Source organism: Streptomyces sp. R41 (assembly GCF_041053055.1).
Lineage (GTDB): Bacteria > Actinomycetota > Actinomycetes > Streptomycetales > Streptomycetaceae > Streptomyces.
The window spans coordinates 4,772,120-4,788,805 of the sequence record NZ_CP163443.1 but is presented as its reverse complement, the minus strand read 5'-3'; the positions used below and the strand labels follow the sequence as shown (position 1 = coordinate 4,788,805).

Annotated in this window: 14 protein-coding genes and 1 pseudogene; 11 read left to right on the top strand and 4 right to left on the bottom strand. The window is 70.9% G+C overall.

The window, feature by feature from the left end; translation table 11 throughout:
• Positions 1–36: 36 nt before the first annotated feature.
• Positions 37–921 (top strand): formyltetrahydrofolate deformylase, encoded by an 885-nt coding sequence (purU, locus tag AB5J53_RS21910; protein ID WP_369247366.1) that lies wholly within the window; start codon positions 37–39, stop codon positions 919–921.
• A gap of 136 nt (positions 922–1,057) precedes the next feature.
• On the opposite strand, the gene AB5J53_RS21905 is transcribed toward purU, so the two are convergent.
• Both AB5J53_RS21905 and AB5J53_RS21900 read right to left on the bottom strand, forming a co-directional pair.
• Positions 1,058–2,560 (bottom strand): zf-HC2 domain-containing protein, encoded by a 1,503-nt coding sequence (locus AB5J53_RS21905; protein WP_369247365.1) that lies wholly within the window; start codon positions 2,558–2,560, stop codon positions 1,058–1,060.
• A complete protein-coding gene (locus AB5J53_RS21900; protein ID WP_369247364.1) occupies positions 2,557–3,138 on the bottom strand; it encodes a sigma-70 family RNA polymerase sigma factor in 582 nt (193 codons plus the stop codon). The genes AB5J53_RS21905 and AB5J53_RS21900 overlap by 4 nt, the downstream gene beginning before the upstream one ends.
• A gap of 363 nt (positions 3,139–3,501) precedes the next feature.
• Between AB5J53_RS21900 and AB5J53_RS21895 the strand changes: the two genes are divergently transcribed.
• Positions 3,502–3,882, top strand: coding sequence for an STAS domain-containing protein (locus tag AB5J53_RS21895; protein ID WP_369247363.1), 381 nt, complete (start codon positions 3,502–3,504; stop codon positions 3,880–3,882).
• A 175-nt stretch (positions 3,883–4,057) separates the two neighbouring features.
• Entirely contained in the window at positions 4,058–4,570 is a 513-nt protein-coding gene (locus tag AB5J53_RS21890) for an EF-hand domain-containing protein (protein ID WP_369247362.1), read from the top strand.
• Position 4,571: 1 nt separating this feature from the next.
• Here the strand turns inward: AB5J53_RS21890 and AB5J53_RS21885 are convergent, their stop codons facing one another.
• On the bottom strand, positions 4,572–6,104 hold the full coding sequence (locus AB5J53_RS21885; protein ID WP_369247361.1) for a class I adenylate-forming enzyme family protein: 1,533 nt from the start codon (positions 6,102–6,104) through the stop codon (positions 4,572–4,574).
• 145 nt (positions 6,105–6,249) lie between these two features.
• On the opposite strand from AB5J53_RS21885, the gene AB5J53_RS21880 reads away from it, so the two are divergent.
• From AB5J53_RS21880 to AB5J53_RS21865, 4 genes are all read left to right on the top strand, one after another.
• Positions 6,250–7,437, top strand: a complete 1,188-nt coding sequence (locus AB5J53_RS21880; protein WP_369247360.1) for an amidohydrolase family protein — start codon at positions 6,250–6,252, stop codon at positions 7,435–7,437.
• Between the two features lie 16 nt (positions 7,438–7,453).
• Positions 7,454–8,608 carry an acyl-CoA dehydrogenase gene (locus tag AB5J53_RS21875; RefSeq protein WP_369247359.1) on the top strand — a complete coding sequence of 385 codons (1,155 nt, stop codon included), beginning with the start codon at positions 7,454–7,456 and terminating at the stop codon, positions 8,606–8,608.
• 10 nt (positions 8,609–8,618) lie between these two features.
• Positions 8,619–9,599, top strand: a complete 981-nt coding sequence (locus AB5J53_RS21870) for an acyl-CoA dehydrogenase family protein (protein WP_369247358.1) — start codon at positions 8,619–8,621, stop codon at positions 9,597–9,599.
• A gap of 398 nt (positions 9,600–9,997) precedes the next feature.
• On the top strand, positions 9,998–10,459 hold the full coding sequence (locus AB5J53_RS21865; protein ID WP_369247357.1) for an ATP-binding protein: 462 nt from the start codon (positions 9,998–10,000) through the stop codon (positions 10,457–10,459).
• A gap of 478 nt (positions 10,460–10,937) precedes the next feature.
• On the opposite strand, the gene AB5J53_RS21860 is transcribed toward AB5J53_RS21865, so the two are convergent.
• The gene (locus tag AB5J53_RS21860; RefSeq protein WP_369247356.1) at positions 10,938–11,873 is read right to left on the bottom strand and encodes a cyclase family protein; all 936 of its coding nucleotides are present in this window, start codon (positions 11,871–11,873) and stop codon (positions 10,938–10,940) included.
• Positions 11,874–11,969: 96 nt separating this feature from the next.
• On the opposite strand from AB5J53_RS21860, the gene AB5J53_RS21855 reads away from it, so the two are divergent.
• From AB5J53_RS21855 to AB5J53_RS21840, 4 genes and pseudogenes are all read left to right on the top strand, one after another.
• A complete protein-coding gene (locus tag AB5J53_RS21855) occupies positions 11,970–12,881 on the top strand; it encodes an SDR family oxidoreductase (protein ID WP_369247355.1) in 912 nt (303 codons plus the stop codon).
• A gap of 228 nt (positions 12,882–13,109) precedes the next feature.
• On the top strand, positions 13,110–14,267 hold the full coding sequence (locus AB5J53_RS21850) for an acyl-CoA dehydrogenase family protein (protein WP_369247354.1): 1,158 nt from the start codon (positions 13,110–13,112) through the stop codon (positions 14,265–14,267).
• Between the two features lie 10 nt (positions 14,268–14,277).
• On the top strand, positions 14,278–15,327 hold the full coding sequence (locus AB5J53_RS21845; RefSeq protein ID WP_369247353.1) for a Zn-dependent alcohol dehydrogenase: 1,050 nt from the start codon (positions 14,278–14,280) through the stop codon (positions 15,325–15,327).
• Between the two features lie 191 nt (positions 15,328–15,518).
• Positions 15,519–16,667: pseudogene (locus tag AB5J53_RS21840) on the top strand (MFS transporter); the annotation flags it as partial.
• Positions 16,668–16,686 lie beyond the last annotated feature (19 nt).

Below are 16,686 nucleotides of genomic sequence, written 5' to 3'. Positions count from 1 at the left end.
TCCGCCCCAGGCGGCCGGTATGGGACCCTGTCCTGCATGAATGAGCAGTCCGTCCGCGGGACCGCACCCGCCGCCGAGCAGTACGTCCTGACCATCTCCTGCCCGGACAAGCCAGGCATCGTGCACGCCGTGTCGAGCTACCTCTTCATGACCGGCTGCAACATCGAGGACAGTCAGCAGTTCGGCGACCGCGACACGGGACTGTTCTTCATGCGGGTCCACTTCTCGGCCGAGGCGCCGGTGACGGTGGAGAAGCTGCGCGCGAGCTTCGCGGCGATCGGTGACTCCTTCCACATGGACTGGCAGATCAACCGGGTCGAGGACCGGATGCGGATCGTCCTCATGGTCAGCAAGTTCGGCCACTGTCTGAACGACCTGCTCTTCCGCGTACGGATCGGCGCGCTGCCGGTCGAGATCGTCGCCGTGGTCTCCAACCACACGGATTTCGCCGAGCTCGTGGCTTCGTACGACATTCCCTTCCACCACATTCCGGTGACGAAGGACACGAAGGAGGAGGCCGAGGCGCAGCTGCTGGAGCTGGTTCGCGGGGAGAATGTCGAACTCGTCGTCCTCGCCCGCTATATGCAGGTGCTGTCGGACGACCTGTGCAAGCAGCTCAGCGGCCGGATCATCAACATCCACCACTCCTTCCTGCCGAGCTTCAAGGGCGCGAAGCCGTACCACCAGGCGCATGCCCGGGGTGTGAAGCTCATCGGTGCCACGGCGCACTACGTGACGGCCGACCTCGACGAGGGGCCGATCATCGAGCAGGAGGTCGAGCGGGTCGGCCACGATGTGACTCCCGATCAGCTGGTCGCCATCGGGCGCGATGTGGAGTGCCAGGCGCTGGCGCGGGCGGTGAAGTGGCACGCGGAGCGCCGCATCCTGCTGAACGGGCGCCGCACGGTGGTGTTCGCGTAGGGGTTTCGCCCCCGCCGCCCCTACCCATTCCCGTACCTGGGGGCTGCGCCCCCCAGACCCCCCTGGGTTGTCTTTTGGGCGCCTGCCGGTGGGGGCTTGTCGCGCAGTTCCCCGCGCCCCTTACGGGGCGCGGCCTCTACATGCGGCTCAGTGACGCCGCCGCGAACAGGACCTCCCTGATCGCCTCCCGGTCGCCGTCCTGCCCGGCGGCCGCCTCCTCGGGCGACACGTGCCCCGCCGTCAGCCGGCAGAACTCCACCCCGTCCAGCGCGACGTGAGCCACCTCGCGCTCGGTGGAGCCCACCGCGCCGGGCGAGTCCAGCGGGATCAGCCAGTCCCCACCCCCGGACCCCTCGATCTCGAGCCGCAGGCTGCGCCCCGGCGCCCCCGCGGCCACAAGGTGCCGCACCGGCGCGGCGGAGAGCCCCGCCCGGCGACGGGCGGCCAGCGACCCCGGCAGCATCCGCGCCGCGAGGTCGATCATCCGGTGGAGATGCCGCGGCGCCGGCGGCTCGTACGGATAGTCCACCGCGTCCGCGATGTCCCCCGCGTGCACCCAGCACTCGAAGGCCCGGTCCAGCATCGAGTCGCGCAGCGGCAGTTCGAAGCCGCCGTACGGAACGGTCAGCCGCCCGGAACCCCCGCCCGCGAACGACACCGTACGCACCAGGTTGTGGCTCTGCTCCCGCCAGGGACCGCGCACGGACCGGGTGGGCGGGAAGTGCGAGCCACGCCAGTACGCCTCGGTGCGCCCCTCCGGGGTCGGGTCGTCGGAGGCCGGGCCGGTGGAGCCGAGCGGGTCCTCCAGGCCCAGCGCGACGGCGACCAGACCGTCGACGCTCAGCAGATGCGCGATGACCCCCGCGACCGTCGTACGACGGCTCACGGGACTGTCGCCGTCGAACCAGCGCAGCCGCACGGGCGCGTGCCACTCGGCACCGCCTATGTCCTGCAGCAGCGCGTCGAGCCGCGCGGTCTCCGCGTCGTACGGAGCCGCCCACTCGGGCACCGGAATCCTCGGCGGGCGCCGGTCGAGGCAGCCCTCCAGGACCCGGGTGCGCAGCGTCGGGTCGAGGTCGAGGCTCTCGGGCGGGTGCAGCAGCCCGACCGCCCCTCGCAGCCGCAGCGCCTCGTCCGCGCAGGAGCCGCAGCCCCCGAGGTGCTCCTCGACGGCAGCGGTCTCCTCCGCCGAGCAGGCGGCCAGCGCCCACGCGCCGAGCAGTGACTTCAGCACCCGGTGTTCGAGGACGAGCGGCGCGGGTGCGAGAGCGGCGGCCGGCTCGGGCAGCGGCCGTCCGGTGTCCTCGACGGAGGAACGCGGCAGCGGTATGCGCGGGGGCTTCCCCGGCTCCTCACCGTTGCCGTGAGCCGGCCCGTCCGGCCCGTCGGGTCCGCGAGGTCCCTGAGGTCCCGGTCCCTGGGGTCCCTGGGGCACCTGAGGGACTTGGGCCCCGTCGTCCCCACCGACCGGGGCCCCCTCCGGCCCTACGCCATCCCCGGCGCCTGCCTGCCCCTCGTACGCACCGCCCTCCTCGTGCCCGTCCCCCTCGTAACTGTCATGTCCGTACCTCTCATGCCCCTGCTCCTCATGCCCCTCGCGCTCGTCGAACGCCTCGAACCGGTCCGCTCCTCCGTTCACCGCGCACCCCCGTATTCGGGCGGTGCGCCGGTGGGGCCGGTGTCGTGGGCGGTGGACAGGAGCTGGAGGCCGAGGCGGAGGCGGCGGCGGGCCTCGTCCTCGGTGACGCCGAGGTCGGCGGCGGCCTGGCGGTAGTCACGGCGCTGGAAGTAGGCGAGCTCCAGCGCGGCGCGCAGAGGGGCGGGCATGGACGTGACGATGTAGTCCGCGCGGGCGGCGACGGAGGCGCTGCGCACCTTCCGCTCCAGCTCCTCGGTGGTGCCGTGGCCGCCCCGGGCGAGCGCGGCGGTCTCGGTCGCGCGCAGCCGCTGCACGGCGAGGCGGTGGGTCAGCGTGGCGACCCAGGAACGCATCGGGCCCTGCTTGGGGTCGTACGCGTCGGGGTTCTCCCAGATGTGGGCGAACACCTCGCGGGTGATGCCGTCGGCGGCCCGCTCGTCTCCGAGCACCCGGTGGGCGAGGCCGTGCACGAGCGAAGCGAACCGGTCGTAGAACTCACCGAGCGCGGCCGCCTCCCCGCGTGCGAGCCGCTGCTGCATCTTGCGGTCCCAGCGGGGCGGTGCGTCCTTCTTCGCCATGCGGCCCCCTCACCCTGGTCGTGCCCGGCGCCTGTCCCTGTGCTCGGCCTGTGTGTGCTGCTGTTCAGCCTGTGTGCACTGCTGTCTCGAATGTAGTCGGCACGTCCGACAGCGCACGCCCCTTTACGTCAATGCGCGCCCCCGGACAGGCCGTGGATGGTAGAAGCCCATCGTCTTCCCCATCGAATCCGATCGAATCAGACAGTACGCGTCTGAAATAGTTCTCTCTCTGCACAATTTCGACCGTAGACCGGCGTTTCTTCGTGCGCGGACCGGTGTTTCATGGAACGGCGGCGGGGCAGCCGCGCTGGAGGGAAGCGTAGGGACTGCTTCCGTTTCCGGTGGGTGAGGCGAGCGAGAGGCGTGGCGGTGACGCTCAAGGTGACCGACGGCGACGAGGGCGAGTGGGCCGTGCTGCGGGTGTCGGGCGAGCTGGATCTCGTGACGTCCCCGGTGCTGCGCCAGCGGGTGCACGACGCGGTGGCCGACGGCCGCCGAAGTCTTGTCCTCGACCTCTCCGAGGTCCTCTTCTGTGACTCCAGCGGCGTCGGCGTGCTCATCGCCACCCGCCGCCTCATCCGCTCCTGCCAGGGTCGGCTGCGTCTGATCCTGCCCGCCCAGGGGGCGATCGACGGCTCCCACGTCAACCGTGTCCTCGCGGCCCTCGGCGTGCGCCGTCTCTTCGACGTGTACCCGGACGTCCCCACGGCCGTCGCCGACGAGTCGAGCCCGTTGTCGGCGTGACTCCTGCCACACGCTCCGCGACACTTCGCCACACAGTTGTCCCGGAATTCCCGCAGTCTTGGTACAACCGTCGTTTTCCCGCTCCCGCGACGGCCGGGGCGTCGTACGCTCCGTCCCAGATGAACCCCAGTCCGGCGGAGAGACCGGCTGAGACGTAAGGCGGTCCGAACACACCATGGTCAGCACCGAGTACGAGCGCAGGATTGCCGCCCGGTTCGCCGGCTTCGACCAGGACGGCAATGGCTACATCGACCGGGAGGACTTCAACGCCGCGACCAAGGCGGTCCTCGCCGAGTTCGGTACGACGGCCCGGTCGGACAAGGGCCAGGCCCTGTACGTCGGCGCCGAGGCGTTCTGGCAGGGCATGGCCGGGATAGCGGACCGGGACGGTGACCAGCGGATCACCCGCGAGGAGTTCGTGAGCGGCGCGGTGAAGCGGCTGCGCGACAACCCCGAGCGGTTCGCCGAGATCGCCCGACCCTTCCTGCACGCCGCCCTCGCGGTCGCGGACACCGACGGGGACGGCGCGGCCACGGTCGCGGAGACCGAGCGCGTCCTGAGGGCCCTCGGTGTGCGCGACGACATCGCCGCCGTCGCGGCCGCCGCCCTCGACACGGACTCCGACGGCCGGATCGGCGAAGCCGAGATCGTGAGCGCGTTCGCCCGCTACTTCACGGTGCCGGAGTGAATCACCGTGAATAGCGCTCCCTGAGCCGGTACTTGAGGACCTTCCGCAGCGTCTCGTTCCGCGGAAGGGCGTCCACCACCTCCAGCTGCTCCGGCAGCTTGTGCACCGACAGCCCTTCCGCGCGCAGATACGACGTGATCGCCGCCAGGGTCAACTCCTCGGCCTCGGGCGGCTGTTCGACCACCGCGCAGACCCGCTCCCCGCGCTCGGCGTCGGGCAGCCCGATCACGGCCGCATCGCCGACGTCCGGGTGCCGGTGCAGCAGGTCCTCGATCTCCTTGGCCGAGATGTTCTCGCCCTTGCGGATGATGATGTCCTTCAGGCGGCCGGTGAGGACGAGGTGCCCGTTCTTTGTCAGATGTCCGACATCCCCCGTGATCAGGAACCCGTCCGCGTCGAAGGCCTCCGCCGTCTGCGCCGGATTCAGGTACCCCTGGCAGACGGCCTCCCCGCGCAGCCGTACTTCGCCGTCGACGCCGTACGGCTGTGACGCTCCCTTCCCGTCCACGATCCGTATCTCCATGCCCTCCGGGGGCCTGCCCTCCGTCGTCGCCAGATTCTCGACCGTGTCGTCCGGCGACCCCATCGTGATCATCGGGACCTCGGTCATGCCGTACCCGTGGGTGAGTTGCACGCCCATCTCCCGTACGACGGAGTGGTAGACCTCGGGAGGCTTGGGGGCGCCACCTCCCGCCAGCAGCCGTAGCGTGGGGATGACCGGCTCTCCCGGCTGCTTGCGCTGTTCGGCGAGGAACATCGAGTAGAAGGCCGTCGAGCCGCCCGCCACCGTCACGCCGTGCTTGCGGTAGCCCTCCAGGGCGGCGGGCAGCGCGAAGTGCTCGAACATCACCGCCGGGAAGCCGTACAGCAGCAGCATCACCGTGTAGTCGGGCCCGGCGATGTGCGCGTACGGGAAGGCCATCGAGCCCACGTCGTCGGCCGTCAGGTGCAGCGCGTGCGCGAGGCACGAGCCGCCCGCGATCAGTGAACGGTCCGTGTGCAGCACGCCCTTGGGGTCGGAGGTGGTGCCCGAGGTCCAGTAGATCCAGCGGACGGAGGTTCCGTCGGCGGGAGGAGCGGGGAGCACGGCGGGGTCGCCGTCCGGCAGTACGTCGTACACCTCGAAGACGCCCTTCGCGCCGAGCCGCCGCGCCATCGCCGTGTGGTCGAAGCCGCGCCACTCGCCCGGTATTGCGAAGTACTCGGCCCTGGACTCCCGCAGCGCGAAGCCGACCTCGCGGTCGCGGTAGAAGGGGATCACCGGCGACTGTACGGCGCCGAGGCGGGCCAGCGCGAAGGACAGCAGCGCGGTCTCGATCCGGGTGGGCAGCTGCCAGGCGACCACCGTGCCGGGGCGTACGCCCATGCCGTACAGGCCCGCCGCGACCCGCTCGGCACGGCCCCGCAGTTCGCCGAAGCTCAGGGAGCGGTCGTCCTGGAGGAGGACGGGCCGGTCGGGGGTGAGGTCCGCGCGACGCGCGACCAGTTCCCAGAGCGTGCGCGCGGAACTCAGGGCGTGTGCGATGTCGTTCACTTCGACCCCCTGTAGCTGACGGTCAGTCAGATCGTGGGCAGAGCGTAGGGCTCGCCGCCTTGTCGGTCCATAGGTGCGGGGCTAGCCTGCTTGTGCAGATGAATCTGACGGGCCATCAGAAACGTACGCCAGGCGGAGGGGAACCATGACCGAACTGCCCCGCATCATCAGCGTCGACGACCATGTGATCGAGCCCGCGCACCTCTTCGAGACCTGGCTGCCGCAGAAGTACCGCGAGCGCGGGCCGCAGCCCCTCACCGCCGGAATCGGAGAACTCGCCTACGTCGGCGGCAAGTACCAGATCACGATGGACCCGCAAGGGCCGCCGACCGACTGGTGGATCTACGAGGACCTCAAGTTCCCGTACAAGCGCAACATCGCCGCCGTCGGCTTCGACCGCGACGAGATGACCCTGGAGGGCATCACGCGCGCGGAGATGCGGCGCGGCTGCTGGGACCCCGCCGAGCGCCTCAAGGACATGGACCTCAACCATGTCGAGGCCAGCCTCTGCTTCCCCACCTTCCCCCGCTTCTGCGGGCAGACGTTCGCCGAGGCGCACGACAAGGAAGTGGCCCTGGCCTGCGTGCGCGCGTACAACGACTGGATGGTCGAGGAGTGGTGCGGCGACAGCGGCGGCCGGCTGATCCCGCTGTGCCTGATCCCGCTGTGGGACATCGACCTGGCGGTCGCCGAGATCCGGCGCAACGCGGCCCGTGGGGTGAAGGCCGTGACCTTCTCGGAGATCCCCACCTACCTGGGGCTGCCCTCCATCCACTCCGGCTACTGGGACCCCTTCTTCGCGATCTGCCAGGAGACCGGCACGGTCGTGAACATGCACATCGGCAGCAGCAGCCAGATGCCCGCCGCCTCCCCGGACGCGCCCCCCGCCGTCCAGGCGTCGCTGTCCTTCAACAACGCGATGGCCTCGATGATGGACTTCCTGTTCAGCGGGGTCCTCGTGAAGTTCCCGCGCCTCAAACTCGCCTACTCCGAAGGGCAGATGGGCTGGATCCCGTACGCCCTGGAGCGCGCCGACGACGTCTGGCAGGAGCACCGCGCCTGGGGCGGGGTCCGCGACCTCATCCCCGAGCCCCCGTCGACGTACTACTACCGGCAGATCTTCTGCTGCTTCTTCCGCGACAAGCACGGCGTCGCGTCCCTGGACGTGGTGGGACGGGACAACGCGACCTTCGAGACCGACTACCCGCACGTCGACTCGACCTTCCCGAACACCAAGGAGGTCGCCCTCGACCATGTGAAGGGCCTAGACGACGAGACGATCCACAAGCTGATGCGCGGCAACGCGATCCGCATGCTGGAACTGGACCTCTAGTGGACAGGGGTCTCTAGTGGACCTGGCGTACACCCCTGAGGAGGAGGAGTTCCGGGCGCGGCTGCGCGAGTGGCTCGCCAAGGCGCTTGCGACGCTGCCCCCGAAGCCGTCCCCCGACGACTGGCCGGGCAGACGGGCGTACGACCTCGGCTGGCAGCGGATGCTGTACGACGCCGGGTACGCGGGCCTGCACTGGCCCGTGGACGCGGGCGGCCGGGGCGCCACCCCGACGCAGCACCTCATCTACCTGGAGGAGACGGAAAAGGCGGGCGCCCCCTACGTAGGGGCCAACTTCGTCGGGCTGCTGCACGCCGGGCCGACCATCGCCTCCGAAGGCAGTGCCGGACAGCGGGTGCGCTGGCTGCCGCCGGTGCTGCGCGGCGAGGAGGTCTGGTGCCAGGGCTTCAGCGAACCGGACGCCGGCTCGGACCTCGCGGCGCTGCGCACGCGCGCGTGGCGGGACGGCGACGACTACGTAGTGAGTGGGTCCAAGATCTGGACTTCCCACGCGGAGGTCGCCGACTGGTGCGAGCTGCTGGTCCGCACCGACGCCACCGCCCCCAAGCACCGCGGCATCTCGTGGCTCGCCATGCCCATGGACGCGCCCGGGATCACCGTCCGGCCGCTGCGGACGCTCGCGGGCTCCACCGAGTTCGCCGAAGTCTTCCTGGACGAGGTGCGCATCCCGGTCGCCAACCGCGTCGGCGCCGAGAACGACGGCTGGCGGGTGACCATGGTGACCCTGTCGTACGAGCGCGGTACAGCCTTCGTCGGAGAGGTCGTCGCCTGCCGGCGCGTGCTGGGCGAACTCGCCCGCGAGGCACGCGAGAACGGCCGCTGGGACGATCCCGCGCTGCGCCGCCGGCTCGGCCGGCTGAACGCCGAGTTCCGCGCCCTGTGGCGGCTCACGCAGTGGAACGTCAGCGAGTCGCAGAGGACCGGGGGAGTGCCCGGAGTCGGCGGCTCGGTCTTCAAGCTGCGGTACTCGCACACGCGCCAGGAGCTGTACGACGCCGCCGCCGAGGTCCTCGGCCCCGAGGCGCTCGACGTCGGGCGGGAGTGGACCCTGGACCGGCTCTCGTCACTGTCGTACACCATCGCGGCCGGCACCTCGCAGATCCAGCAGAACATCGTGGCCGAGCGGATCCTGGGCCTTCCCAAGGGGCGGTGAGCTCTCCCAAGTGGACTTCCAACTCACGGATGATCAGCGGGCGTTGAAGGCGGGCGTGCGCCAGCTGCTGACCGCGCGCTTCGGCCGGGAGCGGCTGCGGGCCGCCGCGGACGACGGGCCGCCAGGGCTCGACCGGGCGCTGTGGCGCGAGCTCGGCGAGGCGGGGTTCTTCGCGCTGCGGCTGCCCGAGGCGGACGGCGGGGTCGGACTCGGTCTGCCGGAAGCGGTGTTGGCCTTCGAGGAGGCGGGGCGGGTGCTGCTGCCCGGCCCGCTGATCGCGACGCACCTCGCGGCGGACGTGGTGGCCGGGGCGGCCGCCGGCGAGACCGTGGTGGCCGCCGTCGACGGGGGGCTCGTGGAGTGGCTGGCCGAGGCGGATGTCGTACGAGGGGACGCGACCGGCGCCGAGCCGCTGCGGTCGGTGGACCCGCTGACGCCGCTGCACCGGGTGCGTACGTCCGGCGTATCCGCGGGGGCAGACCCCGACGCCGTACTGCTCACCTCGCTCCTCACCGCCGCCGAACAGCTCGGCAGCGCCGCCCGTACCTGCGAGCTGGCCGTGCAACACGCCCGGACGCGGGAGCAGTTCGGGCAGCCGATCGGGGCCTTCCAGGCGGTGAAGCACCTGTGCGCGCAGATGCTGGTGCGGGTGGAGGTGGCGCGCGCGGCTGTCTACGCGGCCGCCGTGACCGCCGACCCGACGGATGTCGCCGCGGCCCGGCTGCTCGCCGACGAGGCCGCCGTGCGCGGCGCCCGCGACTGCCTCCAGGTGCACGGCGGCATGGGCTTCACCTGGGAGTCCGACGTCCATCTGTACCTCAAGAGGGCATGGGTGCGGACGCAGCGTGCGATGGGAGCCACGGAGAGTGAGGATGTGTTGGCGGACGATCTCTTGGCCGGAGCGGGCCAAAGGGGCTCTGTGCAGGGGCGTCGCGAGAAGGGCTCGTATGAATGTCGCGGATCGTGGCATACCGGAATTACAGAGCGTTGATATCGGGTTGTGTCCTAGGCGTGACTTGTCACGGCCTGGAGTCGGCGCCGCGCTCCGGTACCTTGTGTGGGATGCGAGTGGTTCTGAGGCTGAGCCATCCCGGTGTTGCCCCTGAGGCGGCTCCGGACCCGGCGATGCGCGCCGCTCGCGGGGCAGGACGGACCCCCGTGCCTGCCTGTTCGACTCCCCGTGGCGAGCGTCGCACAGTATGCCGCACGCGTACTCCTTCGCGCTGGAATATGCCCGAAGCGCTTGTTGGGGTGACTGTACGTCAACCATGCTGTCTCGCAAGGGAATCACTTTCCGTGATCCTTGTTCTGGCCATGCAGAAAATGGCTACGATCGTGGCCCTTGTGAGGCGCGAGGCGATGTGTCCGCCGGTTCGGATGGTGTGAGCGGTGCAGGTGCTTCAAGTGCAGCTGGAGATCCGGCCCGACCCCGCGGAGGTGGGGCGAGCCCGGAGGTGGGCCCGTTCACGGCTCGCCGGGTCCGGGATAGGGGCCGATGAACCGCTCGCCGAGACGCTGATCCTGCTCGTCTCCGAACTCGTCACCAACGCCGTGGTGCACACCGGCTGTCCGGCCGTGCTGCGGCTGTCCCTGCCGGGCGGGGCCGAGGCCGCCACCGTCCGCCTGGAGGTGGCCGACTCCAGCGCCCGGCCCCCGTGTCCCCGGCACGCCGAGGGCGACGAGACCAACGGCCGTGGCCTGGAGCTCGTCGACGGTCTCGCGGACCGCTGGGGCTGGAACCCCGAGGGCGCCGGCAAGCGCATCTGGTGCGAGGTGGACCGCTGCGCGCCGGGAGCTTCGGCGGGGACCGCGTATCCGGCGTACGAGGACTTCGCGTACGAAGCGGTCTAGGCGGCCTGGGCGGTCTGGGCGGTCTGAGCGGCAGACTCCAGGGTGGGCGCGCGGGTTTTGTGCATGTATGCATGAAACCCGTGTACAGAACCTCGGTTGTGGCTGAATGCGCCGGGGAGTGCTTCTGCACGCGCTGTCACAAATGGGACGTGAAGTGATAATTCCCCGAACGGGTGTTGACGTGACGTGTCCGTTTGATCACGCTTGTGTTCAGCGATTCGCCGCGAGGGGACGACGAGGGTTTCGGTGACGGGAGCCCTCGGCGAGTGTGGGTCGCGATTCGGCGTCGGCTCCTACAGGGCCAGGAGGAGCAGGGCGGGTACGCCGGAGCCGGATGGCGGCGCGCGGTGCCGTGCTCGGGGCGAGCAGTGGCGCGCCGCCAGCCGACCCTCTCCTGGGCTGGTTTGTTCAGTCGACCCGCCCCTGGGTGGGCTTGCCCGGTCGGCCTTCTCCCGGTCGGACCGGTGCTGAAGGGCCTCTACAGCAGGGCGACGGGTGCCACCGGTGTGCCCGTACCGCCCACGAAGGGTTCGGGCATGGCCGACAGCAGGAAGGCGTAGCGTCCTTCTTGTCCACAGGCTGTGGACAACTCTTCGAGATTCCAGTTCTGGCCCTGCAGCATCCCCATCTCGACCAGGTCGAGCGCGTGCACGGGCAGCCAGAGGTCCTCGATCTCGGGCGGGAAGATCTCGAAGGTGAGGGTGTCGTTCGCGACCGCCGCGACATCGCGCGCGTGGAACCACTCCGGGGTACGGACGGACAGTCCGGGTGACGGATACCCGTATCCGTGTTTGTCGCCCGCGAGATACACCTGGATCTGCCCTGTCCGTACGAGGACGATGTCGCCCGCCCTCACCCGCGTCCCCGCCAACTCCTCGGCCGCGTCCAGGTCTTCGGGCGTCACGGCGTGCCCACCCTCCAGCCGGTCCTGGCCCCGCGCTCGCGCGACGTCGAGCAGTACGCCGCGCGAGACGATGTGCCGTGGCTTGTCGATCCCGCTGAACTCGGCGCCGCCGTGCGGGGTGATCGTGTCGGCCGGACGGCCGTTGTAGAGCTTCCCGGAGTGGGAGACATGGGTGAGCGCGTCCCAGTGGGTCGCCGCCTGGAGCCCCATGGTCACGGCGTCGTCGCTGCAGGCGACCGTGCCCGGCCCGAAGAGTTCCTGGTTGATCTGCACCATGGTGTGCAGCGGATTGACGCGCCCCGGGATCATGCCGGTCTGCACGCCGTCCTGCTGGAGAGGAAGGGCGAGCGGGACCCGGCGACCACTGCGGACGCAGCCGGCGGCCTCCCGTACCACCTCGTCGGTGATGAGATTCAGGGTCCCGATCTCGTCGTCAGCCCCCCAGCGCCCCCAGTTGTTCACGCGCTTGGCGATCTCGTGAAACTCCGGATGAAGCGTCGGCAGTGACATGAGTCCTCCCCGGGGGCTTGTCTCCAGGTATCTGACGGGTCGTAGAATCCGAGTTGAATCTAACGGACCGTCAGAAACTGCGGGAAGGGGCCGGGCGTGGGGAACTTCTTGGCAGGCAAGGTCATCGCCGTCACCGGGGCGGGGCGGGGGATCGGCCGTGCCGTCGCCCTCGCCGCCGCGGCCGAGGGCGCGCGCGTCGTCGTCAACGACTACGGCGTCTCCATCGAGGGCGCCGAGCCGACGAGTTCGGTCGCCGACGCCGTCGTCAAGGAGATCGAGGCGGCGGGCGGCGACGCGGTCGCGGTGGCCGACGACATCTCGACGATGGCCGGCGGGCAGCGGGTCGTCGACGCGGCGCTGACGTCGTACGGGCGCATCGACGGAGTGGTGTGCGTGGCCGGCATCCTGCGCGAGCGCATGCTCTTCAACATGTCCGAGCAGGAGTGGGACCCGGTGGTCGCCACGCACCTCAAGGGCACGTTCACGCTCTTCCGCGCCGCCTCCGCGGTGATGCGCAAGCAGGGCTCCGGGACGCTGATCGGTTTCACCAGCGGAAACCACCAGGGGTCGGTGTCGCAGGCCAACTACAGCGCCGCGAAGGGCGGAATCATCTCCCTCGTCCGGAGCGCGGCGCTCGGCCTGCACAAGTACGGGGTCACGGCGAACGCGGTCGCCCCCGTCGCCCGGACACGCATGTCGGCGAACGTCCCCATGGAACTGAAGGAGATCGGCGAACCGGAGGACGTGGCCGCGCTGGTGGTCTATCTGCTGTCGGACCGCGCCCGCGAGGAACGCATCACCGGGCAGGTGTACACCATCGCCGGCCCCAAGATCGCCGTCTGGGCCCAGCCCCGGGAACTGCGCGCCGGATACGCCGAGGGCACCTGGACCCCCGAGAAGATCGCGGACTTCCTGCCGGGGACGGTGGGGGTGGATCCGATGCCGCTGCTGGAGCAGGTGGAGGCGATGGCGAGGGCGGCGTCGGAGGGGGCGCGACCGAATGGGTAGGGCGGGCGGTGGGGTGCTGTCGTGGTGGTCCTCGGTGCGGGTGGGCTGCCGCGAGGGGCGGCAGCTCACCCGTCGTCCTAGCTGCGGGCACTCCGCCGCCAGGGGTGGCAGCCGTCCCACAGAGGGCGGCACCCTGCGAGCGCCGGTGAGCGCACCGACCACGAGCTCAGCACCCACCGCGGGCAACCGGGCAAGAGACGTCGAGCAGGCCAACGTAAGGCGGCAACCGTGGAGTTCGGATTCGGCCCCAAGGACGAGACGTTCCGGGGTGAGGCGAGGGCTTGGCTGGAGGCGCACCTCACCGGCGCCCCCGCCCGTCGGGCCTGGGAACGGGAGCTCGGCCGGGCCGGCTGGATCGGCCTCGGCTGGGACGAGGACGGATACGGCAACCGCCGAGGCAGCCTGACCCAACAGGTCGTCTGGGCGGAGGAGTACGCCCGAGCGAAGGCCCCGGCCCGCTCGGGCCACATCGGCGAGAACCTTCTGGCACCCACCCTCATCGCCCACGGCACACAGGAACAGAAGGCCCGCTTCCTGCCCCCCATCGCCCGAGGCGAGGAACTCTGGTGCCAGGGCTACAGCGAGCCGGGAGCGGGCTCGGACCTGGCGGGCGTGCGGACCGCCGCCGTACGCGAAACCGCCACCGACTCCTACCGTGTCACCGGCCAGAAGATCTGGACGTCCCTCGCCCACGAGGCCAACTGGTGCTTCGTACTCGCCCGTACGCAACCGGACTCCGCCCGCCACCACGGCCTGTCCTTCCTGCTCGTCCCGATGAACCAGCCGGGCCGCATCGAGGTCCGCCCGATCCGCCAGCTGACCGGCACGAGCGAGTTCAACGAGGTCTTCTTCGACGGCGCGTCGGCCCGTGCCGAGCACGTGGTCGGCGGCGAAGGCAATGGCTGGCGTGTCGCGATGAGCCTCCTCGGCTTCGAGCGAGGCGTGTCGACGCTGGCCCAACAGATCGGCTTCGCCGAGGAGTTGGGGCGCGTGGTGAAGACGGCCGCCGCAACGGGCGCGGCCGCCGATCCCGTCGTACGCGACAGGCTCGTACGCCAGTGGGCCGAGCTGCGCACGATGCGCTGGAACGCCCTGCGCACGCTGGGGAGTTCCGGGAACCCTGCGGATGCCGGGGCGCCCAGCGTGGCGAAGCTGCTGTGGGGCGGCTGGCACCGGCGGCTCGGGGAGCTGGCGGTGGCGGTGCGAGGCGCCGGCGCGGCGGTGGGCCCGGCGGACTGGTCGGCGGCGGCACCGTACGAACTGGACGAGCTCCAGCACCTGTTCCTGTTCGGCCGGGCCGACACGATCTACGGCGGCTCGGACGAGATTCAGCGCACGATCATCGCCGAGCGCGTGCTCGGCCTGCCTAGGGAGCCGAAGGGCTGAGGGAGTCGCGATGCGAGGCGTGATCTTCGACGGGAAGCAGACCCAGGTCGTGGACGATCTGGAGATACGCGATCCGGGGCCGGGGGAGGTACGGGTCGCGATCTCCGCTGCCGGGCTGTGCCACAGCGACCTGTCTGTGGTGGACGGGACCATACCGTTCCCCGTTCCTGTGGTGCTCGGCCATGAGGGCGCGGGTGTGGTGGAGGCGGTGGGCGCGGGCGTCACCCATGTCGAGCCCGGCGACCATGTGTCCCTGTCCACGCTCGCCAACTGCGGGGCCTGCGCCGAGTGCGACCGGGGGCGGCCGACGATGTGCCGCAAGGCCATCGGAATGCCGCAGCAGCCGTTCGCGCGGGACGGCCGGCCGCTGTACCAGTTCGCGTCCAACTCGGCCTTCGCGGAAAGGACGGTGGTGAAGGCGGTCCAGGCCGTCCGGATTCCGAAGGACATCCCGCTGACGTCCGCCGCGCTCATCGGCTGCGGCGTCCTGACAGGCGTCGGCGCCGTCCTGAACCGCGCCCGCGTGGACCGCGGCGACAGCGTCCTGGTCATCGGCACCGGCGGCATCGGCCTCAACGTCATCCAGGGCGCCCGGATCGCGAGCGCCCTGCAGATCGTCGCGGTCGACTCCAACCCGGCGAAGGAGCCGGTGGCCCGACAGTTCGGCGCGACGCACTTCCTGACCTCGACGGAGGGCGTGAAGGACATCCTCCCCTTGGGCGCGGACCACGCCTTCGAGTGCGTCGGACGCGTCGAACTCATCCGCCAGGCCATCGACTTGCTCAATCGCCACGGCCAGGCGGTACTCCTCGGAGTCCCTCCGGCGACCGCCGAGGCCTCCTTCCTCGTCTCCTCCATGTATCTGGACAAGTCGATCCTCGGTTGCCGTTACGGCTCCTCGCGCCCGCAACGGGACATCGCCCTGTACGCGGACCTGTACCGGGAGGGCCGCCTGCTCCTGGACGAGCTGGTGACGGCCACCTACCCGGTGGAGGACTTCGACAAGGCGGCGCAGGACGCACACGAGGGAAGGGTGGCGAGGGCGGTGCTGACGTTCTGATCTCTGGCCCGTCCGGCGTTTGAGGACGAGTGCGAAGCGCGCTACGGGGATCTGGGGGCGGAGCCCCCAGGTACGGGACGGGAAGGGGCGGAGGGGATGAGGAACCCCCCACTCGGCCGCCGCACCCGAAGTTGTCCACAGGCCCAGAAATCCGCTCGGCCACTGTCGGTCCCGCCCCGTAACGTCATCGCATGACCTACCGAGACGTCGCCTCCAAACAGGCCCTGGCCTGGGCCATCGTGGCCATCGGCGCCCGCATGCCGGTCGCCATGGCCCCCTTGGCCCTGGTGTTCCTGACCCGCGAGCGCCCCGGCGGTTACACCCTGGGCGCAGCCCTGGCAGCGGCGTACGTGATCGGCGAAATCGCCGGCGCCCCCTTCCTGGGCACCCGCATGCGTCCCCACAGAGCCCGCCCCCAACTGGCCGCAGGCCTGGCGGGAGGCGCCACCGGCTTCGCGGGCCTGGCGGCGTTCCCGCACGCGCACCCGGCGATACTCGCGGCGTTCGCCGCCCTCGCCGGCGCCGCCCCCTCCGCCGCTCCCGGCGGCCTGCGCGCACTGCTCACCGCCATGGTCCCGAAGCGCGCCGTGGCCCAGGCCCTGTCCGCCGAGTCGATGCTGACGTTCGGCATATGGTCCCTGACCCCGGCGGCGGTCACCGGCCTTGCGCTGGGCGTCGCCCCCAGGATCCCGCTGCTGCTCGCGGCCGCCTTGATGGCGTCGTCGGTCGCGGGCCTGTGGATGCTGCCCGCGGGCTGGGCCGCGGACGAGACGGACCGCGACGGCGAGTCGATGGCACGGATCCTGTCCAGGGCCTGGCCGGCGTACGTGACCGGCGCGGCCGGCCTCTCCCTCCTCGCCCTCGCCGAACTCGTCCTGCCCGCCCTGCTCGAACAGCGGGGCACGGGCGTCGGCTGGGCGGGCCCGCTGCTCACGGGATTGTCGCTGGGCTCGGCGGCGGGCGCGTTCCTGTACGGGCTGCGCGACTGGCCGGGCCAACTACGCACCCGGAGCGTGCTGCTGCTCTGCGCGATGTCCGCGTGCGTGGCGCTGGTCGCGCTGATACCGGCCCTCGCCTGGATGGCGGCCGCGCTCGTCCTCGCGGGCGTGCTGCAGGCCGGCGCCATGCTCACCCGCAACCTGTCGCTGCGTGAGATCCTCCCGCCGAGCGCGCTGGCCGCGGGCTACTCGGTGATGTACGCGGCCGTGGGCGCGGGGTACGCAGCGACCGGCTCCCTCGCGGGCACCCTGCTCCACTTCGTGGCGCCCTCGACCGCGATCCTGGCCGGAGTCGGACTCACCCTGCTGCTCACCGCCGTGGGCGCGCTGGGGGAGAGCCGCCGGGTGGCGAGCGCCGGTG